This window comes from Paenisporosarcina sp. P4_B8 (assembly GCF_056402175.1).
In genome coordinates this window covers 25,808-49,811 of record NZ_JBFUHX010000011.1, presented here as the reverse complement: position 1 = coordinate 49,811, position 24,004 = coordinate 25,808, and the positions used below count along the sequence as shown (strand labels likewise).

At 38.1% G+C, this 24,004-nt stretch carries 25 protein-coding genes; 7 read left to right on the top strand and 18 right to left on the bottom strand.

Annotated elements, in window-relative coordinates:
• Window positions 1-88 precede the first annotated feature (88 nt).
• The 5 genes from AC1DSK_RS11645 to AC1DSK_RS11625 all read right to left on the bottom strand — a co-directional run bounded on the left by AC1DSK_RS11645 (window position 89) and on the right by AC1DSK_RS11625 (window position 8,868).
• Window positions 89-1,306, bottom strand: a complete 1,218-nt coding sequence (locus AC1DSK_RS11645) for a substrate-binding domain-containing protein (RefSeq protein WP_477547501.1) — start codon at window positions 1,304-1,306, stop codon at window positions 89-91.
• Between the two features lie 464 nt (window positions 1,307-1,770).
• Window positions 1,771-4,980: a BTAD domain-containing putative transcriptional regulator gene (locus AC1DSK_RS11640; RefSeq protein WP_477547500.1), complete on the bottom strand. Its 3,210-nt coding sequence runs from the start codon at window positions 4,978-4,980 to the stop codon at window positions 1,771-1,773.
• Between the two features lie 130 nt (window positions 4,981-5,110).
• Window positions 5,111-7,822: an aconitate hydratase AcnA gene (gene acnA, locus AC1DSK_RS11635; RefSeq protein ID WP_477547499.1), complete on the bottom strand. Its 2,712-nt coding sequence runs from the start codon at window positions 7,820-7,822 to the stop codon at window positions 5,111-5,113.
• 137 nt (window positions 7,823-7,959) lie between these two features.
• A complete protein-coding gene (locus AC1DSK_RS11630; RefSeq protein WP_016427191.1) occupies window positions 7,960-8,448 on the bottom strand; it encodes a DinB family protein in 489 nt (162 codons plus the stop codon).
• Between the two features lie 18 nt (window positions 8,449-8,466).
• Complete coding sequence (locus AC1DSK_RS11625; protein ID WP_477547498.1) at window positions 8,467-8,868, bottom strand: thiol-disulfide oxidoreductase DCC family protein; 402 nt, start codon at window positions 8,866-8,868, stop codon at window positions 8,467-8,469.
• A gap of 114 nt (window positions 8,869-8,982) precedes the next feature.
• Between AC1DSK_RS11625 and yfkAB the strand changes: the two genes are divergently transcribed.
• Window positions 8,983-10,095, top strand: coding sequence for a radical SAM/CxCxxxxC motif protein YfkAB (gene yfkAB, locus AC1DSK_RS11620; RefSeq protein WP_477547497.1), 1,113 nt, complete (start codon window positions 8,983-8,985; stop codon window positions 10,093-10,095).
• A 25-nt stretch (window positions 10,096-10,120) separates the two neighbouring features.
• Here yfkAB and AC1DSK_RS11615 read toward each other — a convergent pair whose 3' ends face one another.
• Window positions 10,121-10,795: a DNA alkylation repair protein gene (locus AC1DSK_RS11615; protein ID WP_477547496.1), complete on the bottom strand. Its 675-nt coding sequence runs from the start codon at window positions 10,793-10,795 to the stop codon at window positions 10,121-10,123.
• A gap of 530 nt (window positions 10,796-11,325) precedes the next feature.
• Between AC1DSK_RS11615 and AC1DSK_RS11610 the strand changes: the two genes are divergently transcribed.
• The gene (locus AC1DSK_RS11610) at window positions 11,326-11,574 is read left to right on the top strand and encodes a GlsB/YeaQ/YmgE family stress response membrane protein (RefSeq protein ID WP_477547495.1); all 249 of its coding nucleotides are present in this window, start codon (window positions 11,326-11,328) and stop codon (window positions 11,572-11,574) included.
• Between the two features lie 38 nt (window positions 11,575-11,612).
• Here AC1DSK_RS11610 and AC1DSK_RS11605 read toward each other — a convergent pair whose 3' ends face one another.
• Window positions 11,613-12,299: a lytic transglycosylase domain-containing protein gene (locus AC1DSK_RS11605; RefSeq protein ID WP_477547494.1), complete on the bottom strand. Its 687-nt coding sequence runs from the start codon at window positions 12,297-12,299 to the stop codon at window positions 11,613-11,615.
• Window positions 12,300-12,456: 157 nt separating this feature from the next.
• Here AC1DSK_RS11605 and mscL point away from each other — a divergent pair, with 157 nt between their 5' ends.
• Window positions 12,457-12,843 carry a large conductance mechanosensitive channel protein MscL gene (mscL, locus tag AC1DSK_RS11600; RefSeq protein WP_477547493.1) on the top strand — a complete coding sequence of 129 codons (387 nt, stop codon included), beginning with the start codon at window positions 12,457-12,459 and terminating at the stop codon, window positions 12,841-12,843.
• A gap of 222 nt (window positions 12,844-13,065) precedes the next feature.
• Complete coding sequence (locus AC1DSK_RS11595) at window positions 13,066-13,959, top strand: DNA/RNA non-specific endonuclease (RefSeq protein WP_477547492.1); 894 nt, start codon at window positions 13,066-13,068, stop codon at window positions 13,957-13,959.
• Between the two features lie 118 nt (window positions 13,960-14,077).
• On the opposite strand, the gene AC1DSK_RS11590 is transcribed toward AC1DSK_RS11595, so the two are convergent.
• The 5 genes from AC1DSK_RS11590 to AC1DSK_RS11570 all read right to left on the bottom strand — a co-directional run bounded on the left by AC1DSK_RS11590 (window position 14,078) and on the right by AC1DSK_RS11570 (window position 16,155).
• Window positions 14,078-14,293, bottom strand: coding sequence for a DUF6366 family protein (locus AC1DSK_RS11590; protein WP_477547491.1), 216 nt, complete (start codon window positions 14,291-14,293; stop codon window positions 14,078-14,080).
• Between the two features lie 533 nt (window positions 14,294-14,826).
• Complete coding sequence (locus tag AC1DSK_RS11585) at window positions 14,827-15,423, bottom strand: SCO family protein (protein ID WP_477547490.1); 597 nt, start codon at window positions 15,421-15,423, stop codon at window positions 14,827-14,829.
• A 91-nt stretch (window positions 15,424-15,514) separates the two neighbouring features.
• Entirely contained in the window at window positions 15,515-15,643 is a 129-nt protein-coding gene (locus AC1DSK_RS11580; protein ID WP_016427162.1) for a YvrJ family protein, read from the bottom strand.
• 60 nt (window positions 15,644-15,703) lie between these two features.
• On the bottom strand, window positions 15,704-15,916 hold the full coding sequence (locus AC1DSK_RS11575) for a DUF2922 domain-containing protein (protein WP_016427161.1): 213 nt from the start codon (window positions 15,914-15,916) through the stop codon (window positions 15,704-15,706).
• 20 nt (window positions 15,917-15,936) lie between these two features.
• Entirely contained in the window at window positions 15,937-16,155 is a 219-nt protein-coding gene (locus tag AC1DSK_RS11570) for a DUF1659 domain-containing protein (protein WP_016427160.1), read from the bottom strand.
• A 116-nt stretch (window positions 16,156-16,271) separates the two neighbouring features.
• Between AC1DSK_RS11570 and AC1DSK_RS11565 the strand changes: the two genes are divergently transcribed.
• Complete coding sequence (locus AC1DSK_RS11565; protein ID WP_016427159.1) at window positions 16,272-16,703, top strand: DUF2621 domain-containing protein; 432 nt, start codon at window positions 16,272-16,274, stop codon at window positions 16,701-16,703.
• Window positions 16,704-16,775: 72 nt separating this feature from the next.
• Here AC1DSK_RS11565 and AC1DSK_RS11560 read toward each other — a convergent pair whose 3' ends face one another.
• Genes AC1DSK_RS11560 through AC1DSK_RS11550 form a run of 3 tightly spaced genes read right to left on the bottom strand, consistent with a single transcriptional unit; the run spans window position 16,776 to window position 18,376 of the window.
• Window positions 16,776-17,294, bottom strand: a complete 519-nt coding sequence (locus AC1DSK_RS11560; RefSeq protein ID WP_477547644.1) for a CcdC family protein — start codon at window positions 17,292-17,294, stop codon at window positions 16,776-16,778.
• A gap of 1 nt (window position 17,295) precedes the next feature.
• Window positions 17,296-17,625, bottom strand: coding sequence for a thioredoxin family protein (locus tag AC1DSK_RS11555; protein WP_477547489.1), 330 nt, complete (start codon window positions 17,623-17,625; stop codon window positions 17,296-17,298).
• Between the two features lie 40 nt (window positions 17,626-17,665).
• Window positions 17,666-18,376, bottom strand: a complete 711-nt coding sequence (locus AC1DSK_RS11550) for a cytochrome c biogenesis CcdA family protein (protein WP_477547488.1) — start codon at window positions 18,374-18,376, stop codon at window positions 17,666-17,668.
• Window positions 18,377-18,700: 324 nt separating this feature from the next.
• Between AC1DSK_RS11550 and AC1DSK_RS11545 the strand changes: the two genes are divergently transcribed.
• Together AC1DSK_RS11545 and AC1DSK_RS11540 are read left to right on the top strand one after the other, a co-directional pair.
• Window positions 18,701-19,621, top strand: coding sequence for an NAD(P)-dependent alcohol dehydrogenase (locus AC1DSK_RS11545; protein WP_477598227.1), 921 nt, complete (start codon window positions 18,701-18,703; stop codon window positions 19,619-19,621).
• 393 nt (window positions 19,622-20,014) lie between these two features.
• Complete coding sequence (locus AC1DSK_RS11540; protein ID WP_477547643.1) at window positions 20,015-20,344, top strand: YqzG/YhdC family protein; 330 nt, start codon at window positions 20,015-20,017, stop codon at window positions 20,342-20,344.
• Window positions 20,345-20,587: 243 nt separating this feature from the next.
• Here the strand turns inward: AC1DSK_RS11540 and AC1DSK_RS11535 are convergent, their stop codons facing one another.
• From AC1DSK_RS11535 to AC1DSK_RS11525, 3 genes are read right to left on the bottom strand one after another with little or no spacing between them, the layout of a single operon-like run.
• Window positions 20,588-21,496, bottom strand: coding sequence for an ABC transporter ATP-binding protein (locus AC1DSK_RS11535; RefSeq protein ID WP_477547486.1), 909 nt, complete (start codon window positions 21,494-21,496; stop codon window positions 20,588-20,590).
• Between the two features lie 23 nt (window positions 21,497-21,519).
• Complete coding sequence (locus AC1DSK_RS11530; protein WP_477547485.1) at window positions 21,520-22,713, bottom strand: ABC transporter permease; 1,194 nt, start codon at window positions 22,711-22,713, stop codon at window positions 21,520-21,522.
• A gap of 11 nt (window positions 22,714-22,724) precedes the next feature.
• Window positions 22,725-23,843, bottom strand: coding sequence for an ABC transporter (locus tag AC1DSK_RS11525; RefSeq protein ID WP_477547484.1), 1,119 nt, complete (start codon window positions 23,841-23,843; stop codon window positions 22,725-22,727).
• Window positions 23,844-24,004 lie beyond the last annotated feature (161 nt).

The window sequence follows — 24,004 nt, the reverse complement described above, 5'->3', positions numbered from 1 at the left end:
CATCCTTTCTTCTGTCTCTCTCCACATGCAGGAATGAATCCTGAACGTGGAGAGAGACAGACCTGTTTAAACAGGCCGTCTCCACGTGTTATTTGTTTTGAATTGGTGGTTCCGTTTCCTCTGGTGACAATTCACGAATTAACACCGGCACTGGATACGGTACGCCATCTTGTTTTTCAAGTTTGATAGAGTACAATGCTTGTAACGCCTGGTGATCTTCTTCACGGAACGTCATCTTGCCTTTAGGCGATTCGAACGACATACCTTCCATAAGGTCGATTAGTTCTTTACTATCCACATTGCCTTCTGACTTTTTCAACGCTTCGACGATTGCAATCGCCGCTGACATACCACCTGGCGTGAATAGATCAGGAACTTCCCCGTTAAAGCGTTCTTTATGTTTCACCACTAACCAATCATTCACATCATTTTTTGGTAATGTGTGATAGTAAACAGAGAAGCCTTCCATGCCTACCAATGGTTCCATAATGGACAACGCTGGGATATCAGGTGCACCCGTTGAAATTTTGATGCCTTTTTCCTGAAGTTTTAAATCGGCAATTTGATTCCAAGGTGAGTTTGCTCCTGCCCAAACAACAAACAAGTAATCTGGTTTTGCTTCAATCACTTTTTGTAGATTTGAAGTGAAATCAGTAGCTGCAGGATCTGCATACTCTTCTAACACAATTTCAGCACCTAATTCTTCTGCAGCTTTTTTAAATGCAGCAACGCCGTCCAGACCAAAGGAATAGTCAGGAGCGAATGTAGCAATTTTCACGCCTGGTTTCGCGATTGCCGCAGCACCTGCCACCGCATCTTGTGATGAGTTACGGCCCGTACGGAAGATGTACGGATTGAATTCTGCACCCGTAATACTATCCGCTACCGCTGGTTCTACAATCATGATTTTTTCGTATTCTTCAGCAAGAGGCAGTACCGCCAATGTATCACCTGAACTTGATGAACCAACGATGAAGTCCACTTCATCTTCTTCCAGTAATTTCGTAGCTTTTTGAACCGCTACTTCCGGTTTTGTTTCCGTATCTTCATAAATAATTTCAATTTTCTTGCCCGCTACTTCCATCGTTCCGTCCGTGGCATATTCAATGCCAAGATCAAATCCACGTTGTGTTTGTTTACCGTATGATTCAAGTGCGCCAGTTAACGATGCCAAAACCCCGATTTTAATGGTACCGCCCGTTTCTTCTCCTTCAGCTTCCGCTTCGGGTGAATCCTTATTATTACAAGCAGAGCTAAAAACAAGAACAAAAATTAAAACAAGAAACAACCATGACTTTCTCTTCATGAAAATCCCCTTCCCCTTCGCGCATTTGTAAGCGTTTACTTGCTTCTTGTTTATCTTATAGAATAAGAGTTACAAAACAGTTACAAAAAAATTCCACTCAGCAAAAGTGGAATTTTTTCTGCGACGAAGCTAGCGCAGCGATGCAGGAGCAATTTTTCTGCGACGAGTAACCGCAGGAGCAAAAGGTTTCATGCGACGATGCAGCTTAGCGATGCAACGCACTTTCATGTTTCGAAGCTAGCGCTAGCGATGCAGAAACATGAGCAATTTTTTTGCGACGAGTAACCGCAGGAGCAAAAGGTTTCATGCGACGATGCAGCGAAGCGATGCAACGCACTTTCATGTTTCGAAGCTAGCGTAGCGATGCAGAAACAGAAGCAATTTTTCTGCGACGAGTAACCCCATACGCATCCCCCCTGAAACCTACAAAGAAAAAACCCGCTCCGAGCAAAGCTCGAAACAGGTCAGGTATAGCCAATCGTAATCAACTCAAACATTTGTTCAGTCGTTTCCATCGGTTTTAAGTCAAATTCATTTTCCAGCATATTCACGCAACGCTCATACCATTTGATTGCTTGGGAGCGGTTGTGTCGCTGGTAGTGGGCATACATCAAAAGACGGTAGGCTTCTTCCCACGTTTGTTCGAGTTTAATTAGTTTCTCAGCCCAATAAATCGTTTGAGCGAATTCCTGCAGTCTGGTCGAATTTTGAGCAAGCCTTTCAATCACTTGCAAATACAATTGACGAAACTGTTCTTGCTCAAATTGGAACCAGTCACACGGGCTTTGGTTCAAATAAAAAGACCCTCTATAAAGCGCCGCAGCAGATTTCAATAAAATGATGGCTTGCTTTGGATTGCGTTCTTCCAATCCTTGTGTCGCCAGTTGTTGAAATTGCTGGACGTCACTGATCAATGCGGCTTTCGGATGGATACGATACATATTTTGTTTCCGGATGATGAAATAAGATTCTGCGCGAGGAGATCTTTTAGGTTCCAGTACATTGTAAAGTGCATTCAAAGCCACTTTAAAATCCCGATTTGCGGTTTTCTCATCCTGATCAACAAACAGTTCTCCTACCAACTCATCTTTCGGGACATACCGGTCTCTATGAATGAATAAATACACAAATAAATCCTTCGCTTTTTCCCTTTGCCACTTTTTGTCTTCCACTTCTTCATTGCCGAGCGATATGGCGAACGGTCCAAGCAATTGCACACGCAATGTATAACCCGGATAGTTGATTTGATTATCTAGTTGCAGATGTTGACTTAAGCGTTGAATATCCTCATCATCAGGCATCAGTTTTAAAGCATGCTGAACGAGTAAGTATACTTGTTGCATATCCAGCGGCCCATACATCGTTAGTTTATCGACAAAAAATGTATACTGTTCGGTCAAAAGAAATCGGGAAAAGCACTTTATTTCTTCCGTAAATTGAGGAGAGTCATTTAATTGCATTGAACACAAACTCAACCAAAATGATGCAACCACTAAACCAAACGAATCGCCGCATGCCACAAAGTCAGCTTTTGCTTGTCTGGCATACTGATTTGCCTGATCATATTGATGATACATGCAATAAATCATAGCAATACCAATCTTAATATAAGCAGAAAGCCAGGAATCCTGAACTGACTCTGTTTCCCGCAATCCTTTTTCAGCAAGGACTAGTGCCTCATGATGAAGACCTTGCTTTGCTTTTAACAGCGCCAACCCCAAATAAGGCTCCGCTTTTCCTCTGGAAACATCCAATTGGTCCATTATGTCGATGGCTTGCACATACAAGCGCTCAGGTGCATCTAACAAATGCAGTCGGTCGATACTTTCTGAATGTCCTTTTCGAATCAACCCGACAGCTTCTACAAAACTGGACTTTTCACGTATGCCACTTTCAATCCCTTTACTCGCATAATTGCTCGCTTCAGTAAGATTCCCAATCATGGCATGCAACAGGGCGAGGAGAACAGCAGCTTCACGATGAGAGTCGGGAATTATATTCCCTTCCCTTAGATGGTTTTCAAGCAGATGAATGGAAGCAGATAGTTTTCCCGTCCTCAATAAAATTCGCGCATCCAAATTGCCATCGGTCAATAGATCCCCTGGTAACTGCTCTTTGACGATAAACGCATTGGCTTCTCTCATTTTTCCTAAATTCACGAGATTCTCGGCAAATTGACGTTTTAAATTGAACATGTCCGTTTGCGACATGGTTGATGTTTGGTTCGCAAATGAAATCGCTGATGCGAGATGCGGATCTGCCAAACCGGGTTGAATTGTATCTAAATAAATATGTGCAAGGCCCGCATGCGCGGTGCTCATATAAAAGGCATCATCTTTTTCTGTAGCGAGTGCCAGACATTTCAAGTACGCCTGTTTTGATTTTTCATAATATGCACGATAGCGATTGGCTTCACCTTCAATAAACGAGAGCGCAGGGTATTCATTGAAAGACTGTAATGGAATTTCTTTTAAACTATCGATGATTAAATCAAATTGTCCCAATTTCAATAATTTTGGTGCCACAGTCATGACGATTTGAGAAATGAAATGAGCATCTTCACATTGAATCGCATGATGAATGGCGCGAATCGAGTCGTTTCGCTGCTCAAAATAGCGAGCTGCTACTTTCTGGGCTAATTTCAATTCTTCCGTATTGGATTTTTTCCACTTGGCAATTAAATATTGCTGGAACAACGCATGATACCGGTAGACTGTATCCTCTCCAAGTTGTTGGATAAAGCCGTGATGATTGCGAAACGATTGTAAAAATTCCGAAGCCGCATTTCCATAAAAATCATCAATGAATGACAAGGAAAACGTCGGGAATATTGAAAACTGCAAAAGCCATTTTTGCTCGTCTTCAGTAAATCTCATAAAGACCTCGTCGGATAAATAATGAAATAGATCTTCCATCGCTGGTTTAATCGCCACATCAAATGGGCTCTCCGAACTAACAGACTGTACCGCCATTAATTGAATGGCAATGGCCCATCCTTCCGTAATTTCCAGAATACGTTTGGACTCCTGATCGGATAAATGACGGTTGAAATAGTCTTCGAAGTAGACTAGTATTTCTTCTTCCGTGAAGACCAGGTCCTTTTCTTTCACTTCAAGTAATTGGCCACTCATTTTCAACTTTAATAATTGCGTCCATTTTGGTCGAGTGCGCGAAATCAACACTATATGAACATCGATTGGACAATGTTCCAAGATTCGTTCCATCATAAAATTGACGGAGAAAACATGATCAATTAAATGGTAGTCATCGATAATAATGACAAGTGGTTCAGCAATCTGATCCAGTTCATTCACAAACCAGGCGTGCCAAGCGATTAACTCTTTCTCTGTGGGAAAGGCTGGCTGTGTGGACCAATCTTTCAATAATTGCTGCCCAAAGCTTGGAACAACTCTTTGGATGCTGCCGATTAAATAGCGTAAAAAAGGTACCAGGTCGTCATCTTCCGAAGAAACGGAGTACCAGGAACAATTGACGCGGTTGTCAGCAATATATTGAGCAATTGCCGAGCTTTTGCCGTATCCAGCCCCACCTGTAATCAATGTGCATTTTTTGGAAGCGATTTGCTTGAATGTGCGTGTCAAAGAAGACCGTCGCATATAAATCTCACTGGTTACGGGTGGTACGAGTTTTGATTTCAGTAAAGGCAGGTTCATGTAATGATTCCCTTTCTTACAAACTCTCTTCCAAAAAGTGTAACATATGAATGTTCGAAATTGAATGACAATTATAAAGGGGAATCACAACAAAAAAAGACTGCCCATAAGGACAGTCTTTAAAAAATTCTTAGTTTTTCAGTTTGTCACGCAATACCATTGGTAGGATACCGCCATGACGATAGTAATCAACTTCAACTTCTGAATCGAAACGTGCCAACACGTCGAATTCTTTTACAGAACCGTCAGCAGATTTAGCCGTTACTTTCAGGATATCACGAGGTTTCACGCCTTCAGCAATGTTTACGCTGATTTCTTCTTTACCTGTTAAGCCAAGTGTTTCAGCACTTTGACCTGGTAAGTATTGAAGTGGTAAAACACCCATCATAACTAAGTTAGAACGGTGAATACGCTCGTAGCTTTCAGCAATAACTGTTTTAATGCCAAGTAAGTTCGTACCTTTAGCTGCCCAGTCACGTGAAGATCCCATACCGTAATCTTTACCTGCAAGAACAACTAAGCCAGTGCCGTCTTCTTGGTATTTCATTGCTGCATCATAGATTGCCATGATTTCTCCGTTTGGCCAGTAAGTAGTGAATCCACCTTCTGTACCTGCTGCGATTTGGTTACGGATACGGATGTTTGCAAACGTACCACGCATCATAACTTCGTGGCTACCACGACGTGAACCATATGAGTTAAAGTCGCGTACTTCCACACCGCGTTCGCGCAAGTATTTACCTGCTGGAGTATCTTTACCAATTGCACCAGCTGGTGAAATGTGGTCAGTTGTAATTGAATCTCCGAATTTCGCAACTACACGAAGTCCTGCAAGTGTTTGGATATCACTTGGTTCTTTTGTTAAACCTTCGAAATAAGGAGGGTTTTGGATGTACGTTGAATCTTCGTCAAATGTATACAATGAATCATTTGATGTTTCAATCGCATTCCAACGCTCGTTTTCACTGAAAACGCGCTCATATTCTTTACGGAATAATTCAGGTGTTACTGTTTTAAGAAGAACTTCTTTCACTTCTTCTGTTGATGGCCAGATATCAGCAAAGAATACATCGTTGCCGTCTTTGTCTTGACCAAGTGCTTCATTTTGAAGGTCGATATCAACCGTACCTGCTAGTGCATAAGCAACAACAAGTGGTGGTGAAGCTAAGTAGTTAGCTTTTACTAATGGGTGAATACGGCCTTCGAAGTTACGGTTACCTGAAAGTACAGAAGTAACAAGTAGATCGTTTTCAATGATGCCTTTTTCAATTTCAGGAAGCATTGGACCCGAGTTACCGATACATGTTGTACAACCATAACCAACTAAATCAAATCCTACATCAGCCAATGGTTGTAATAGACCAGCGTCACGTAAGTAACCTGTTACAACTTTAGAACCTGGTGCAAGTGAAGTTTTCACGTATGCTGGTGGACGCAAGCCTTTTTCAGCTGCTTTTTTAGCAACAAGACCCGCACCTAACATTACGAATGGGTTTGATGTATTCGTACATGATGTGATGGCAGCAATACCAATAGCACCTGTAGGAATTGTTACTTCAGCCCCATCTGCCATCGTTACTGTAGCAGACTTCTTGAATTCTTTTTTAGATAAACCGAATCCTTGGTTGCCATGAGGAGCAACAACCGCTTTGTTGAATTCAGACTTCATTTCAGACAATGGAATCAAATCTTGTGGACGTTTCGGTCCAGACATGTTTGGTTCGATTGTAGATAAGTCTAATTCTACAACGTCTGTATATGTTGGATCTTCGTTATCCGCTGTGAAGAACATTCCGTTAGCAGTTAAATATTCTTTAACTACTTGGATGTGATCAGCGTCACGGCTAGTTAAACGCATGTAATCAAGTGCTTCTTCATCAACTGGGAAGAAACCACAAGTTGCGCCGTACTCAGGAGCCATGTTGGCAATTGTCGCACGGTCAGCAAGAGGAAGTTTTGTTACACCCGCTCCGAAGAACTCAACAAATTTCCCTACTACACCTTTTTTACGAAGTACTTCAGTTACTTTAAGTGCTAAGTCAGTAGCAGTTGTTCCGTTTGGAAGGTCGCCAGTTAATTTAACACCAATAACTTCAGGAATCGGGAAGTATGAAGGTTGACCAAGCATACCCGCTTCCGCTTCGATACCGCCTACGCCCCAGCCTAAAACACCGATACCGTTGATCATTGTTGTATGTGAGTCAGTACCTACTAATGTATCTGGATACGTTTCGTATGTACCGTCTTCATTTTGTACAGCATGAACAACATTTGCCAAGTACTCTAAGTTTACTTGGTGAACGATACCTGTTGCCGGTGGTACAGCACGGTAGTTGTCATATGCTTTTTGAGCCCAGCTAAGGAACTGGTAACGCTCTGCATTACGTTCGAATTCAAGTTCCATATTGATGCGAAGTGCATCACCTGTACCGTAATTGTCTACTTGTACAGAGTGGTCAATAACTAAATCAACAGGAATTGCAGGGTTGATTTTGTCTGGGTCTCCGCCCATTTCAGCCATAGCTGAACGAAGTGCTGCCAAGTCAACTACTACTGGCACTCCAGTGAAATCTTGAAGGATTACACGTGAAGGTTTGAAAGGTACTTCCGCTTCAGGGTCAACGTCTTTACCCCATTTTGCCAATTCTTCTACGTGGTCATCTTTGATGACATATCCGTCATGTTGGCGCAGTACGGACTCAAGCAATACTTTAATTGAATAAGGAAGGCGGGAAACATTTGCGATCCCTGCCTCTTCTAACGCTGCTAAACGATAATAGTTATACGTTTTACCGTTTAAATCGAAAGAAGTACGGCTATTATGCAAGTTACTTTTTGCCATGTCTTTTCCTCCTTTTGTCTTATGAAAAGGCTCTCATCTATTGGTAGCGACTTTTCTCCAGTTCCTATCATAACGTAGTCTAGTTTATAAGTAAATTACATTAAAATTATTGGTTGTGATAAGTAATGCTTATGACCTTACAACATTTCAATCGTTTTTTTCAATTGCTTTAAATGCCTTTTTTCATGTAGTCCTACAAACGGAAACCATTGAATCAATGGGACTTGACCAAAAATCGGATGTTTGAATGATTTTTCTTTGAATACGGTTTTTGTGCTTGATTCATAAACATCTAATAAGAAGAGTCGCGATTCATGGAGATCTTTCAGCATCTCCATTTTTGTTTTGTATTCTTCAGTCGGAACTGTATAACCCGGGGCTTCTACTTTAATTAATCGATTTGTTGAAAGGCCGATTGGTTTTTTTCTGGCTTTCGGACTATCCGGGTTTTTAAGTTCTCTTGCGATATTGGTAGCAATGACGGTTTCCATGCGCACTAGATGTTCAAAAATTTGCTTTGGCGACCATTTGTCATTTGCGGGTTTTTTATTGAACTGTTCATCTGTCAAACCCTCTATCGTTTGAAAAAGTTCTTTCCGTATTTCATTATTGTCTTCTAAAAACATCTAAAACCTCTCCTTTGATTAACCGACAAATCGTTTACGCTGTTGGGGGGATGGTAGTAAACACGATTGGTTACTACGAATTAAACGGTGTCTGTGCTTTGCCACGAATCGATACAATCCATCTCGTGAAAATTTGGGAAGCACTTTTAACATAGTACCCAAATGGTACGGAGCCTTGAGATACGATGACAATGCTATCACCGCATCCGATTCCACTAATAATTCTTTTCCCTTAAGAACCACGATTGAATCTATTGATTGTAAAAATGGATGTTCTTTTATTATTTGACTCGCAAATTTACTTTGAAGTGGTGCGAAACAAATGGTTTCGTCACGCTCATTCTGCAGGATAAATTGGACAGACTGCTGACAAAAACCACAGCTTCCATCATACAGGAGTATTGGATTTGGATAATCCATAAAAATCACCTTTTCTTCTTATATTACTTGAATCGAAACAAAATCTAAAATCTAACGTTTTCAATAGGCTTTTGATATGCGACAATTACTTATTGTAGAAAGGACGATTGATTGATGAATACAACAATTCAAAAGCTTACCCCTTCTTATGATCCTTGGGAAGCTTACTTAGATATGGAAAAACACGGCAAGCTGACGCTGTCGAACATCGAGTTCACGACCACTACGCTATGCAATATGCGTTGTGCACATTGTGCAGTTGGTTATACACTTCAAAACAAAGATCCCGAGGCACTCCCTTTTGAGCTACTGCGAAAGAGGCTAGACGAAATCCCACATCTACAAACTCTCAGCATTACAGGCGGAGAACCGATGCTATCGAAAAAATCGGTCACGAATTATGTTCTTCCACTATTAAAATATGCGAATGAGCGTGGAGTTCGCACACAAATCAATTCGAATCTGACACTGGATCCTGAGCGTTATATGATGATTGCTCCTTTTCTTGATGTTTTACATATCTCGCATAATTGGGGAACGGTAGACGAATTTGTGGAGACTGGATTTGCAGTTATGGAACGAAAACCAACGTACGAACAACGTGCAAAACTCTTTGACCGCATGATTGAAAACAGCCGCATGTTATCTGATGCGGGCGTCATGGTTTCAGCTGAAACGATGCTAAATAAGAAAACACTGCCGTACTTGGAACACATACATCGTCAAGTAGTTGAAGAAATGAAATGCGCAAGACACGAAATTCACCCTATGTACCCTTCAGATTTCGCTAGCAGTTTGACTTCATTGACGTTAGAGGAAACACGACAAGCCATTCATCACTTACTCGATGTACGTGATAAAAACACCTGGATGCTTTTCGGAACTTTGCCATTTTATCCTTGCAGCGCCAGTGAAGAAGATCGTCATCTTCAGCAAAGATTGAAAGAAGAAACGAATGTCACCGTTCGTAATGACCCTGACGGCCGTTCAAGATTGAATATCAATATTTTCTCAGGTGATGTCATTGTCACAGACTTTGGAGATGCACCTGTACTCGGTAATATGAAGAGTGATTCCTTACCAATCATTTTTGACAAATGGCTGGACTCGCCTCTTGCAAAAGAATTGAACTGCCATTGCCCGGCAGTAAAATGTCTGGGACCAAATGTATTGGTGAAAAACATGTATTATAAAGACCACACATTCATCAGTGACTCCGTAAAATAACAAAAGCAGCCGATTGGCTGCTTTTTCATTTGAAGTGTTTCAGTGCTTCCCTTTTACTTAAAGGTTTCAATTCATTCACTTCTACAAATTGTTGAACAAATACAGGATTTGTTTTTGAGTATTCCCGTAATACCCAACCAATTGCTTTCTGAATGAAAAATTCATTCGATTCTGCATGATTTAAAATGATTTCTTCCAGTATGTTTTCGTTTGTTTCATTTTTATATTTCAATTGATGCAGAATAGCTGAGCGATTCAGCCACATATTATCTGAATCTGACCACAATCGCATGACTTTTTCTCCATTTAATCTATCCTTTTTTACAATTTCCCCAACAATGGATGGCGCAATGGAATCGACACTATCCCACCACGATTTTTCCGTTATCAGTTTCTCGATGAAAGACAAATCCTCAATTGTTAATGCTTTAATTTTTTTACTTAATAAAGCTATTGCTACATATTGAAATTCCCTTTCAGGCAGCTGATAAATTTCCCACACTTCTTCAAACAATTGTTGTTTTTCGGGAATTTCATGTTCAGCAAAATAGTTTTTTAATGCTTCATTTCGTGCCGGACTTTTAATGCCGAGAAAAGGAAAATTATGTTTCATATATGCTTCCATAGGTGAAGCCAAATGCTCATCGCGAAGATTTTCAAATACTTGCCTATATGTATATCGATCCCATGGTTTCTTCAATAGTAAAACTCCTGACTACTTTGGTGTATTGGGCTGTCTTTTATGTATCAGAAAGTAAAAAAATTGTGGATAGGCTAGCTATCCACAATTTTCAAGTAAATTCAATGACGTCGAATGCGAGATTGAAGATAAAAATGGTGTGAAGCACAACAAACCACATTGCCTGTCGGTTAAGTTTTCTCATCATGATTTCGTCCATCTCAACTCACTCCTTTTTTTAATTATACGCCTTTAATTTTCAATTCACAAAACTTTTTGCGAATTTTCTGACATTAAAAACGAAAAAAATATCGGAATCTGAAATTAAAGTACATACTTTTTTTGTTTTTGTTCAGACTATTGATTAGCGCTGAAGTTTTTATTATATGCACGCAAAGTCAAACTGGTTTGTAGAATTATTCGTTTGCAGTAGGATATGAAATTGTTATGGCGTAAAAAATATTTTCAAAAAATGGTTTGAAGTGAATCGTTTGAGGATATCTAATTACTAGCAAGTCAAATTAAACTTTATCGAACAGGAGATGACGAACATGGGATTTATTTTATACCTTATTATCGGTGGTATCATTGGTTGGTTAGCAGGGCTTATTTTAGGTAAAGACATACCCGGCGGAATTATTGGTAACATTATTGCTGGTATCATCGGTGCATGGATCGGCGGTATGTTATTCAGCTTCGGACCAACAGTTGCCGATATTCAAATCATTCCAGCATTTATTGGTGCAATTATTTTAATCTTCATTGTAAGCATGATTTTAAAAGCACTACGCAAAACATAATATAAAAAAAGAGACGTTCAAATTGAACGTCTCTTTTTTTATTGTTCTGAAGAAGCAGCTTGTCCTTGTGTGCCCTGCTCTTCTTCATATTTATGATAGTAATATAATACATCTTCTACATATTCATCACTGCGATTGTACATGTAAATAGCATGTTCCAGATCACCATTTGCTGCTCCATTACTTGCTAAATAGTTCGCTGCACTAAATATTGCGTCATCAAGCTGATATGGGTCTGCTTTCCCATCCTCATTGGCGTCAATACCATACCCACCATATTTGGCAATGACATCTGGGTTTGTTTTATCTTCTTTTGATATGTCCCCTTTTCCTTGACCCGAACAACTAGGATGCTGCCATCCTACAAATGTACATGGCATAAACTGCATATGTCCTTCAGCTCCTACAGGAGACAGTAGAGGATCCATAGTTGAGAATTTCGTTTCAATGCGATGATGTGCTGCCAACAGCGTCCATGGAACTTCATATTCCTTCGCTGCTTCCTTGTAAATCGGTATATATTCTTCAGGAATGTCCATATCCATCATCTTTTTGGGTGCATCTTGTATCGATTCAGTCAGTGTGTGGACGATTGGAATTCTTTGTAAATCCCCCCAGTACACACTAGTTAAAACAAACAGAGTCATTGTAATGGGAACCATAAGTATGATTAACAATCCTCTTGTAACTGCAGACAATCGTTTCATTTTCTTTCGTTTTTTCATACATTCGCATCCCGTTTTTTTCATCATTTTATCACAGATGATAGGACACCGTCACTTCAATTTAGTTTGTGGTCTATCTTTTTGACAAATATCATATTGCTTGCATTTACAATATTTTATTCTTTTTGTAGACTGAGAGCAAAGGAGTGAGAAAAATATGTGGCAAGATTTCAAGAAATTCGCGTTAAAAGGAAATGTTATGGACTTAGCAGTAGCGGTTGTAATCGGGGCAGCCTTCGGTAAAATAGTCTCTTCCCTCGTGGCAGATATAATAACTCCATTGATCGGCGTGTTAATGGGTGGTATTGATTTTACAGGAATCATTATTCCAGTTGGCGATGCAGAAGTGATGGTCGGAAACTTCATCCAATCCATAGTGGACTTTCTCATCGTTGCCTTCGCAATCTTCATGGTCATCCGTATCCTGATGAAATTCCAGCGCAAAAAAGAAGCAGTGGTTGAGGAAGGCCCAGTAATAGATGCAAAAGAAGCTTTACTTACTGAAATTCGCGACTTATTGAAAAACCAAAAAAATGATCAGTAACAAATGAATCGGATACTTTTATATTGGTAATACCTATTAAATTTTATAAAATGAAAGGCAATAACATATTTTAAATATCAAATATGTTATTGCCTTTTTTGATTTCTTAGAGGGTTTTGTTTGTCTTGATATTTACAAAGATAAAATAGTTTGTCCTCTTTTTATAAGAAGGAATTTAAAATCAGTTGTAGAATACCTAATAAAAAGAAGGAGGACACAACTTTGAATGAAAATCAGAAATTGTTAATTAATGAACTTGTGCAAGGGCAAGAAATCACCAAAGATAATTCTGATGAGATGATAGTTGAGATATTAAATGATTCATGGTATGAAGCTTCGGTTGGTTATGACCCTAAATTTCTTGGTGATGATTATGAGGTTCCACATCCGAAATTCCGAAGTGATGAACAGGATATTGCCCTTCTAAAAGACGGTAGCAAGGTGCTTCATTACACTCATTTTTCGATAGTCATGAGTAAGTCACGCCGTTTAGCATATTATACGGTGGTAAATATTGATGGAAACCAATTGAGAAGTATTCAACGTAATGATAAATGGTATCTGGATCCTCGTATCGAAATAGAATACCAGTGTGGTCCTGAATTATATAAAAACAATCCACTTGATCGAGGGCATCTAGTCCGCCGCAGCGATCCTATTTGGGGAGATGCAGCGGAAAAGGCGAATAAGGATACATTCCATTTCACAAATTGTGCTCCCCAACATAGCGATTTAAATCAAAAAATCTGGTTGGATCTTGAGAATTATATTTTAGATAATGCTGAAAACTGGAATCTGAAAGTGACAGTGTTTACTGGACCAGTTTTTAGGGAGGATGACATTGTTTACAGAGGCGTTAAAATACCTTCAGAGTTTTGGAAAATCGTTATTATGGTTAAGGAAGATGGTAACCTTTCTGCATCTGCTTATATGCAGACTCAAAAAGATCTTATTGAGAATTTGGAGTTTATCTACGGTGAATATAAAACATATCAAGTTCCAATATCAAGAATTGAAACAATTACTGGTCTTAATTTTGGGTGTTTACGTAATCACGACCCAATTAATCCACTAGAATCACATGTGATTGAGGCACCAGAGGATATAAAATTATAGACGTAAGCTAATTAATAGAACATAAAGACTTTTTTAAGACCCTAGTGATATTTTCATTCACTGGGGTCTGTCTATATATTTAAGTTCTTCTATATGTTAGTGGAAATATTAATCAGAATTAATATAACAATTTGTAAAGTACATATCCAACTATTAATACAATTATTAATATTCCTGTTCCTTTCCAACCTAAATCACCAACTAAATCTGTTATATTTCCATTTTCACCTCGATTTAATCCATCTCTTAATGCACCATACGGATTTTTTTTAAGTTCTTCTTGTCTTAATCTCTCTCTTTTTTCTTCTTCTGGATTTTCCTGTCGATTATTCAAACTAAACACCCCTTTGAATACTGTATTTTCTTATATCTTGGTTATACCTTCTTCCACTACCTGACTCGTTAATTTAATAAGTTCAATAAAAAAAGCGTTAATCCCTCTTGCGCAGGGCATAGATCCTGACTCTATGGCGTCGGACCTCCTTACATTACCCTCTCACGATACGTCGTGCAACGATGTACGATACTGAGAAATTCTTTGTATCTATATACTTATTAATCCTTATTTAGAACTCAAAAATGGGAATTTCTCATTCAACTAACCTTCCCGTCAGTTCAATAAGAAAAATGCAAAAAATGTTATTCTCCTTCTTGAAGTAAAGCATCCGTTTGTTAAAGATGACCATTAAATTATACAGTATATGGAAAAAATAACGCAAACCCTATGGTTATTCTTTTTCCTTAAATACATGCTGAATTAGTTTAAGAAGAAAATCAAAAACAATCTATAAAAAAAGGATAGTTAGTCCTCATAAAGGACTAACTATCCTACTAAATATTAGCTAAATTTAACTTAGCCTGTTCACTTTACTTTCCTTGTTCGATTAATGCTTTCATGTCAGATGCGATTTCTTCTTTTTGCACATCTTGAAAACCATTGTAGCTTTTTACAACTACACCGTTTTGATCGACTAAGTAGAAGCTTTGCCCATGGACCACTTGATTGGAGCTTGGATCAGCTTTGACTAAAGATTTAAATGATTCTTTCGCAAATTGTTCAATATAAACAGGATCATAACCCGAAAGCAATTCCCATTTTGTTTCGTCAGGTGGGTTAAATTTAGCTAAGTAGTCTGTTAAGATTTCAGGTGTATCCACTTTTGGATCTACGCTAAATGCGACGATTTTATAATCTTCCACACCCAACTTGATTAATTCATCTTGCACCATCGTCATATTCATCGTCATCGGCGGACACACCGTTTCACAATTAGTGAAAATAAATGTTGCAAGCCATACTTTCCCTTTTAAACTATCCAAGGATACGTCTTCCCCACGTTGTGATTCATGTGAAAAAGATTCTACTTCCCAGTCAGTTTCTGCTTTAAACTTATTTGAATTACATCCAGCCAATAAGATTACGCTCAAAGTTATGACTAAGAACGCTTTTGTTAGTTTCGTCATGGACTCTCCCCACTTTCGCTCCTTTTCATCTTATCGAATCGAATTTATGAATTCAAGGAGGGAGTATCCAGCGATTTCAACGAATTTGTGTCTATCCGTTTTTTAATGATAACAACGCTTCGTGAATGAGTTGAAGTTTTGTTTCCACACGGTGCATCAAATAAAAAGACACGAAGATCGGAAAACCTACTTCTTGAATTAACTTCAGCCATTGCTCCATATTTTAACCTCCTTGTAAAATAAAAGGCCGCCCCACTTTGCGGGGCAGCCCTTTATGGTATTACACTAGATCCGTTACATTTCGTTCGATTAAACGTGCATTATAAGCATTGGCTAAACCGAATCCATCCACTTCAAAGACTGCGCTTGCAATTACTGCTTGCATCCCAGTTTCCACTTCCAGTGCAGTTAAATCCGCACGTGGATCATCGATGGAAACAGAAAGTTTTTTGCCACCAGCTGTTTCAAATTGCATTTCGAGTACTTGTGCCATTTGTTAGTCCCCTCTCTCCATTAGTTTTGGATATTACCAGTTTCGATTTTCTCTGCAGCGATAATCGGAAACGATGAAAAGCTAGATAGTATGCCTGTTAATTCCGATAATTGGTCCGCTGTTGCTGTTTGTTTTACATTGCGGTACGTTTTCGCTTTTTTAATCATTTTTCCATCCTGAGTGAGTCCTGCGTCATACGTTAATCGTACAACCGCTTCTTTGAAATCAACGTTTGCCATGTTGCATCACCTCCTTTCACTCATTACATAGAGTGAAAACGAGAAAAAAGATACATAGGGCGTGTATTTTTTGCCAAAACCTTCTATAATAGAAGAATCGTGTATAAGAGGTGAGAATGTTGGGCTTAGATGGTTGGTTTTTGTGGTTTATTGTATTTTGGGTATTTGTACTTGCCGGCCTGTTTGCCATTGGTGGCTACTTCATGTTCCGCAAGTTTTTAAAAGTGTTGCCGAAAGATGATGGAAAATCCGTACTTGACTGGGAAGAGCATTACGTCCAGGAGTCTCTACACTTATGGGGAGATCAAGCAAAGTTGATGTTAAATGAGCTGGTCACGCCTGTTCCTGAATTATTCAGACCAGTTGCTAAACAAAAGATTGCGGGTAAAGTGGGTCAAATTGCTTTGGAGGAAAAAGCGACTTCCATTGAGCATGATCATATTATTCGAGGATATATTCAAGCAACACCGAAGCGAGATCATAAATTCCTACGCAAAAAGCTTGAGTCTATGAAAATTGATATGACTCCTTATGAACATTTGTTTTAAACCTAAAAGTAACTTACGTCATGCCCTCGTGCGGATTGAGCTAAATAGCTAACAAATATAGAAAAAGCCGACCTATGAAGTAAAGGTCGGCTTTTCTGCGTGATTATGGATGATTTTCTTCTCTAGATTTTTATATTGAATCAGCATCGCAATGCGCCATGGCACTATCATGCCAAAAGCAAGGATCCAGAACATTCCACTTAACTCGCCTACATCAATCGTCGAGCTTAGAATGACTTTTGCAATGACTCTTATAATCAGCAAACCAATTAATATAAAAATAAAGGCTTTCGATTGTTTCAAGTAAATGTTGTTATTTTTCACTTCGAATTTGGATGTCCAAATTAACACCAATGAAAACAGCAAACCTACACCAAGTGCCTCTGCAATTTGCATTGGAGGAACACGGAAATAGTCAGATACAAACATAAAAGCCCCTGTAGACATGAACAATGGTGGCAGTATTATTTTCTTCGCACTGACCGGTCTATTCGCAGATTTCGCGCGTACCATCATCACAATTGTCCCCATGACCACTGCCATAATGGTTGAACCAATGATTAGCCATTGTGAAGGAATTTGTTTATACAGTTCAAACATTGGATTCCTCCCATTTCTGTAATTCTTGTAGTTTTTCTAGTACTTCTTTCACAGGAACGAACCCTGCATACCTTGCATACTCTTTTCCTTGTAACATCAACATGACAACCGGAGCTGTAAATAAACTGAGCTGTCCTGCTAGTTCAGGTACCTCTGCTGCATTCACGACATAAAACGGAATGGACACTTCATCTTCAAGTGCAGCGATTTGCGGATATAACCCTTCACATACCGAGCAGTTCGTCGTTTTCACAAATAGCAGCAGATGCTTCTCGCGTTGAACGACTTCCTGCCATTGTTCATAAGTTGATATGGATTTCATCTTCAACACCACCTCTGCCACATACCATTTATTTTACCTGTTAAAACCCTTGGAAGTCACCAAAAATCGGACTTAATATACGGATGATGTATGTCATCCCATCAAAGAATAGTAATATCCCGACAGCGATCATGACATATCCGCCAATCTTCACGATTTTCGTATTGTGTTTTCGAATCCACCCAAGTCTTGTAATGAATAAGGACAGTACGAAAAACGGAATAGCGAATCCAAGAACATAAGCAAGCATATACCATACACCTGAACCAGGGTTATCTGTAGCCAAAACAAACACTGACGCCAAAATCGGCCCCGTGCATGGTTGCCATCCAGCTGCAAAGGCCATTCCTATTAATACCGTCCCTAAATAACCGGATGGTCGGTTTTTAAACTGAATTCTTCGTTCTTTCATTAAAAACTCAGGTTTGAACACGCCCACAACAAGCAGACCAAATAATACGATAAAAATCGCACCAACTTGGCGGATTAATTCTTGATTCTGCTGGAAAAACGTATAGAACAAACTTGTACTAAATCCGAGTGCAATAAAAATGCTTGAAAAACCAATCAAGAAAAATAGAGTATGCAACATACCTCGTCTTTGCAAAATGCCTCGATTCGTTTTCAATTCATCCAATGTCATGCCAGTTATATAAGAAAGAAATGCTGGATATAAAGGCAGAGTACACGGCGAGATGAAGCTTAAAAATCCGGCTCCAAATGCCAATAGTAAATTGAGATCTGTCGTCATCAAAGTCGCTCCTTTACGATACTCCTAACATCGTATCAAATAATTAGTCAAATGACGTCATTAATGCTTGTGACATTTTTTTGTCCAAATGAAAATGCTTGTGACTTGTTAACAGTTTTAAAGTATCCAGCTCTTATTTGTTGTCAATCATTGTTAGTCTAACTGTGATTTTTTTACAAATACCAGTCTTGATTGACTCTTTACTGGAATATCTATAAATAAGACAATTTTTATAGTCTTTATGGAAGTATTCGAAGTGAATTAGGAGGAATAATTCTGAAAGCTATTGTGTGTTACAAATATGGTTCACCTGATGTTCTTGAAATGTCAGAGGTGGAAAAACCCACTCCCGAGGACAATCAAGTACTCGTTAAGATTCATGCAGCATCCGTGAACCATGGTAACCTGGTACTTTTGAGAGGAGAACCGTTCTTAGCCCGCTTTGCTTTCGGACTTCTAAAACCCAAATACTCCATACCTGGCGGTGACATAGCGGGTCGTGTTGAAGCAGTCGGAAAATATGTTAAACAGTTTCAACCAGGCGATGAGGTATTCGGAGATTTATCTAGTTGTGGGTGGTCTGGATTTGCCGAATATGTAGCTGTTCCTGAAAATGCATTGGCCATAAAGCCAGCCAATATTTCCTTTGTGGAAGCTGCTGCTGTACCTATGGCGGGAGTCACAGCCTTACAGGGTCTCCGGGATAAAGGCAAAATTCAATCAGGTCAAAAAGTATTGATTAATGGTGCCTCTGGTGGCGTGGGTACTTTCGCAGTACAGATTGCCAAATCTTTTGGGGCTGAGGTAACTGCTGTATGCAGTACGAGAAATGTGGACATCGTGCAATCGATTGGAGCATCCCATGTCATTGACTATACAAAGGAAGATTTCACAAAAAAAGCGGAGCGTTATGACCTGATTCTTGCTGTTAACGGATACAAACCCATTTCTGCTTATAAGCGTTCATTAAATCCCAAAGGAAATTATGTTATGGTCGGAGGTGCGGGTGCACAACTAACCCAGGCAATGCTTCTTGGACCTTGGCATTCATTTATCAGCAATAAAAAGATGGGTACCATGTTACAAAGTGCAAACCAAAAAGATCTGATTTATATGAAAGAACTACTTGAAGCCGGCAAAGTAAAACCAGTTATTGATAGATGTTATAAGTTCAGTGAAGTACCTGATGCTTTCAGGTATTTTGAAGAAGGTCACGCTCAAGGAAAAGTTGTCATCACTGTATGAAAGAGTTGTTGAAATAATATAGTAGCGAAAAAACTAGAATTGATTATTTAATAAAAATGAGAGAACGCACATTTTATATTTTTATAAAATGCGCGTTCTCTTACGTTCCAGTGATATTGGCGATCTGGCCATGAGTCAGTAACATCACTTTATTTATATAAATTTTGATTAAGACATCTATGCCTTAAAGCTCGATTTGAAAAATCAACTTCTTTTTAGTTCAGCAACTTTTGGCTCTTCAAACGATATAATATCAATTATGTGATTTAAACAAGGAATTTGATAATAAATGAGAGAATCATTCTGTCGGTTGCAGTTCCAATACTACAGAGGTATGGATTGAATGAATTTAAGCAAATGACTCATCCTATAAAAAAGGAGATGAGATCAATTATGCGAAAAACAATTGTTGCACTTGGAATTATTATTACAGCTAATTCAACACCAACACATATCCCGTCTATTGCTCATGCACAAGGAGAAATTCCAGCTTACGCTAAGTGGGGACAGCTCGCTATGTCAGAGACAAAATCTAAATATCCCAATGCAGATATTATTGACTATCTACATGAAGGAAGCGAATCTAAAGAGAATACAACCATTGAAAAATTTAAATTATGGTTAAAAGATGGCAACAAAGAATTCGGCGTTTATGTAAGAATTGAATATAATACCGAAACTGAAGAAGTAGTTAATATTAAATTTCAAGAAACGTCAAGATGAGCCGTCACTCGAAGTAAACATGCATAATGGTTCATTCATTGAACAAATAAATTAATTAATAAAGAGCAATGATTTTTTAATCGACCTTTTTCAACTAACTCTAAGAAAGCAAAAATGGGTCCTTGCAGTGCATAGCAAGAGACCCCGTTTATATATTATTTGTGGTTGACCATATTCAAATCGATACATGATTACGATAGCTTATTACGTAGTCATGTCGGAATTTGGTATTTTCCTATAACCTCAGCCTTCTTGATAATACATTGAATACAAGTCATTTAATGTTATTTTCCCGAAACTAAACTCTGTTATTTGATTTTCATTAAGAAACTCTACTATTTTTCCTAATTTCCCAGAATCATATCCGCGCACATCTAATAGAGTACTGCCATTTGGCAATGATCGTACGTTTGTATCTGGAAACTCTTTTGAAAACTTTTCTTTTGTCATCTCTGTCATTTCTTTTACTCTTACGGTTGTGATTTCTTTTTCTTCAAACCCTGGGGATATGGCATTGACTAGTATCAATTCTCCATTTTTCATAAAGAAAATGCGGTTCGCATATTTTTCTAAGTTTTCTAATAAATGAGAAGCCACAATAATCGTCTTTCCTTCGATTTTCTTTTTAACTAGTATTTGAGAAATAAGTTCGACATGAGTAGGATCCAATCCATTCATCACTTCATCCATTAACATGACTTGGGTATCTGATACAATTTGCATTGCAAAACAAAGTCTTTGGCGCATCCCCAAAGAATACGTTCCTGTTTTCTTGTCTATATATGACGCCATTCCTAGTTCATTTATTATACTGTCAATCAATTTTGGGTTACTGTTCCACATTGAGGAATAAATTTTTAAATGCTCTTTACCGGAAATCTGATTATATAAGTCACCTTGATCAGGCATCATGGATACTAGTTGATGTATTTTCACTTCATTCTTTTTATTTGTATATTCTAACTTATGATTTAGAATGACTTTCCCACTGTTTGGGTTGATATAATTCATGATTACATTCATAAGCGTTGACTTTCCAGTCCCATTCGGAGCCACCAAACCAATAATTTCTCCCGGATTGAACATCACCGAAACATCTTTTAAAATGTCTCTACTTGAAAAGTGAACACCAATATTTTTTAATTCAATCATATCTTCACTCCATCTCTATCAAACTAAAGTAGCTTAAACTTTCTTTGATTACTAATCAAGAAAGTGGATAACAGAAAAATACACGTACACAATCCTAATACGGAGAGTCCGCCTTCAAATGTGAGTGCTTCGGAATTATAAAGATAGTTCCGATACCCCGAGATAATTTGCCCAACTTGAACATAGCTCGTTGGAGTCCACTGAACATTCCAAACTGTCCCATTCCCTCTATTAAAATAGATAAATTCAGCAATAACAAACACACTAGCTACCAATAAATTTGCAAACTCATTTTTTAACATTACGCTCACAAGTAGTAGTAATGAAATGATGAATAAAAACCAGAAAACCATAAATAGCATGTTTTGTACTAGATATTCCCATAGCATTATATTTGAAAATAATTTTTCATCAGCAGAATATATCGGAACAGGTAAATCAAAATCTCCAAATCCATTTCGTCCACCAATTATCAATAAACCAACAGAGAGTGGAATAATTGATAGGAAGGTACCTAGTAAGGCAACTCCTCCTTTTACAAGCAACTTTCTCCAATTTGAAAGTGGTAAACCTTGTAACAGTGTTGGATTCCGGCGATCCTTCAACACGATATCCACCGTGAAGAATATACAGCTAACAATGAGAATTATCGGAAGGTAAGAGTGTAACAGACGTTGCAATGTTTGTAAGGCTGTCCTTTCTTCGAAAACATTTACAGATAAACTCGATTTCCCTTCTGTATATCCTTCGTATCGACTTGCAGAATATAAATAGGCATAGTGTCCGTCCATCGTTGCATAATTATTTCCATATGTGTAATACCCCGGATTATAAAATAGGACACCCATTCCCCTGTAAAAAATTATCTTATCAGCGTACGCATACCACTTAGAAGTAGCCTCAGCATACTCTTTCAGCTTGTGATGTTTAATAGCTTCTAATCGTCCTTTATCATATTCATTCCATTCTGGGTATATTTCTATAGCAAAAAGAGTTAAAAAATGTGTTCCTGCACTAATATCAACATTATTTAGAAATTCCTCCCTTGTTAGATACCGTGCTTCAATTTCACTTTCATCTACTTTTTCAATAGGGTTATATGTTGGAGCAATTTTTAGTGCAAAATAACATGAGAAAAAAAGTAGAATGACATAAATTGCGATATTTTTCTTATTGCTAATAAATTGAAAAAATTCAAACTTGAAATACGCCAACATTACTCACTCCCCTATATCTTTTTAAGTTTCCCAGTAGTCAAGAAGTACTTTACAGCGACTACCATTATGGCAATACTAATTCCGATATAGATAAGACCATGTGTGCTATTTAGGAAGGCTGGGTTTGCCAGGCCGAGCGACTGCCCATTCAAAATACCCGGAAAATTCAGATAATTAAATGGGTTAAACGGTACAAGGTTCATCAGGTTTGGAAATAAAATAGGGAAAATATACAATAATAATTGCACAAAAAGCGTCAAATACATATTCTTCAATAAAACATTTAATATTATTGATAATAGTATTGTAAAAGTGGAAATCAAAATCATATAAAGTATAGATACACCTAGGTATTGGTATATTGGATAAACTTCAAAAATACCATCAAAGATAGCAATCGGAAAGGAAGGGTTACCAAATCCCTTAAAATAAATTAACGGTAGACTGCAAACAACTAACTCTAGAAGAAATATACCTACTATGAGCATTAGTGAGATACATTTAGCTATTACATACTTATCAAACGTGATTGGATACCCCTTAATTAAAGAGGTATGTTGGAAGTCCTCAATCATGATTCCACATGAATACATACACATGAAAATAAACCAAACTGAACCTAGTACACCAAATAGATAAGGAAGAAATGGAAAGAAAGATAATGAATCTATGGAAAACGACATTCCAGTTTTCTTAATAGATTTATAAAACACTCGATCTAATTGATTTTCTACTTTTGTAGGTAGATAACTCGCAACACTATCAAAGCCCTCCATATCAAATGAGTTAGCTCTTAAATTTGCAAGGTCTATCGCTGTATCTACAAATAATTCTGGTAGTTCCATTGTTAGTGACATGCTTTGCTTAGCTACATATTGACGTTGAAGTGCTAAATTCTTATATAAGTCGCTGCCATTTCCTTCATCAGTTGCGTCTACATTTTGAAATTTACTCAACGCTAAAGAAAGCGATTGAGATTCACCAGATATTTCTTTAACTTTGTTTCCTAAATCCTCAGTTTTCACAAATAACATTAAGCCAAAAATAACTACTGCTACGAAAATACAAGCAAAAATATTTTTTTTATTTGATTTCTCTAGGATTAAACAAGTCTTTAAAATGTTCCACATTGGCATCCCTCAACTTCTAATCTCAGTATTTAATATGTATCCACAGATAACACAAATATTTGAAACTAGCTCAAATATCTTAAAGTTCCTAACCTATATCACCTCCCTATTCTATGAAATATAGTATCGTTAACTAGAAAATTTTAACATAAATACATGTA

Coding starts and splice junctions, on each gene's coding strand:
- AC1DSK_RS11645 (WP_477547501.1), bottom strand. CDS start 1,306: ATGAAGAGAAAGTCATGGTTGTTTCTTGTTTTAATTTTTGTTCTTGTT.
- AC1DSK_RS11640 (WP_477547500.1), bottom strand. CDS start 4,980: ATGAACCTGCCTTTACTGAAATCAAAACTCGTACCACCCGTAACCAGT.
- acnA (WP_477547499.1), bottom strand. CDS start 7,822: ATGGCAAAAAGTAACTTGCATAATAGCCGTACTTCTTTCGATTTAAAC.
- AC1DSK_RS11630 (WP_016427191.1), bottom strand. CDS start 8,448: ATGTTTTTAGAAGACAATAATGAAATACGGAAAGAACTTTTTCAAACG.
- AC1DSK_RS11625 (WP_477547498.1), bottom strand. CDS start 8,868: ATGGATTATCCAAATCCAATACTCCTGTATGATGGAAGCTGTGGTTTT.
- yfkAB (WP_477547497.1), top strand. CDS start 8,983: ATGAATACAACAATTCAAAAGCTTACCCCTTCTTATGATCCTTGGGAA.
- AC1DSK_RS11610 (WP_477547495.1), top strand. CDS start 11,326: ATGGGATTTATTTTATACCTTATTATCGGTGGTATCATTGGTTGGTTA.
- AC1DSK_RS11605 (WP_477547494.1), bottom strand. CDS start 12,299: ATGAAAAAACGAAAGAAAATGAAACGATTGTCTGCAGTTACAAGAGGA.
- mscL (WP_477547493.1), top strand. CDS start 12,457: ATGTGGCAAGATTTCAAGAAATTCGCGTTAAAAGGAAATGTTATGGAC.
- AC1DSK_RS11585 (WP_477547490.1), bottom strand. CDS start 15,423: ATGACGAAACTAACAAAAGCGTTCTTAGTCATAACTTTGAGCGTAATC.
- AC1DSK_RS11580 (WP_016427162.1), bottom strand. CDS start 15,643: ATGGAGCAATGGCTGAAGTTAATTCAAGAAGTAGGTTTTCCGATCTTC.
- AC1DSK_RS11575 (WP_016427161.1), bottom strand. CDS start 15,916: ATGGCACAAGTACTCGAAATGCAATTTGAAACAGCTGGTGGCAAAAAA.
- AC1DSK_RS11570 (WP_016427160.1), bottom strand. CDS start 16,155: ATGGCAAACGTTGATTTCAAAGAAGCGGTTGTACGATTAACGTATGAC.
- AC1DSK_RS11565 (WP_016427159.1), top strand. CDS start 16,272: ATGTTGGGCTTAGATGGTTGGTTTTTGTGGTTTATTGTATTTTGGGTA.
- AC1DSK_RS11555 (WP_477547489.1), bottom strand. CDS start 17,625: ATGAAATCCATATCAACTTATGAACAATGGCAGGAAGTCGTTCAACGC.
- AC1DSK_RS11550 (WP_477547488.1), bottom strand. CDS start 18,376: ATGACGACAGATCTCAATTTACTATTGGCATTTGGAGCCGGATTTTTA.
- AC1DSK_RS11545 (WP_477598227.1), top strand. CDS start 18,701: ATGTCAGAGGTGGAAAAACCCACTCCCGAGGACAATCAAGTACTCGTT.
- AC1DSK_RS11540 (WP_477547643.1), top strand. CDS start 20,015: ATGCGAAAAACAATTGTTGCACTTGGAATTATTATTACAGCTAATTCA.
- AC1DSK_RS11535 (WP_477547486.1), bottom strand. CDS start 21,496: ATGATTGAATTAAAAAATATTGGTGTTCACTTTTCAAGTAGAGACATT.
- AC1DSK_RS11530 (WP_477547485.1), bottom strand. CDS start 22,713: ATGTTGGCGTATTTCAAGTTTGAATTTTTTCAATTTATTAGCAATAAG.
- AC1DSK_RS11525 (WP_477547484.1), bottom strand. CDS start 23,843: ATGTGGAACATTTTAAAGACTTGTTTAATCCTAGAGAAATCAAATAAA.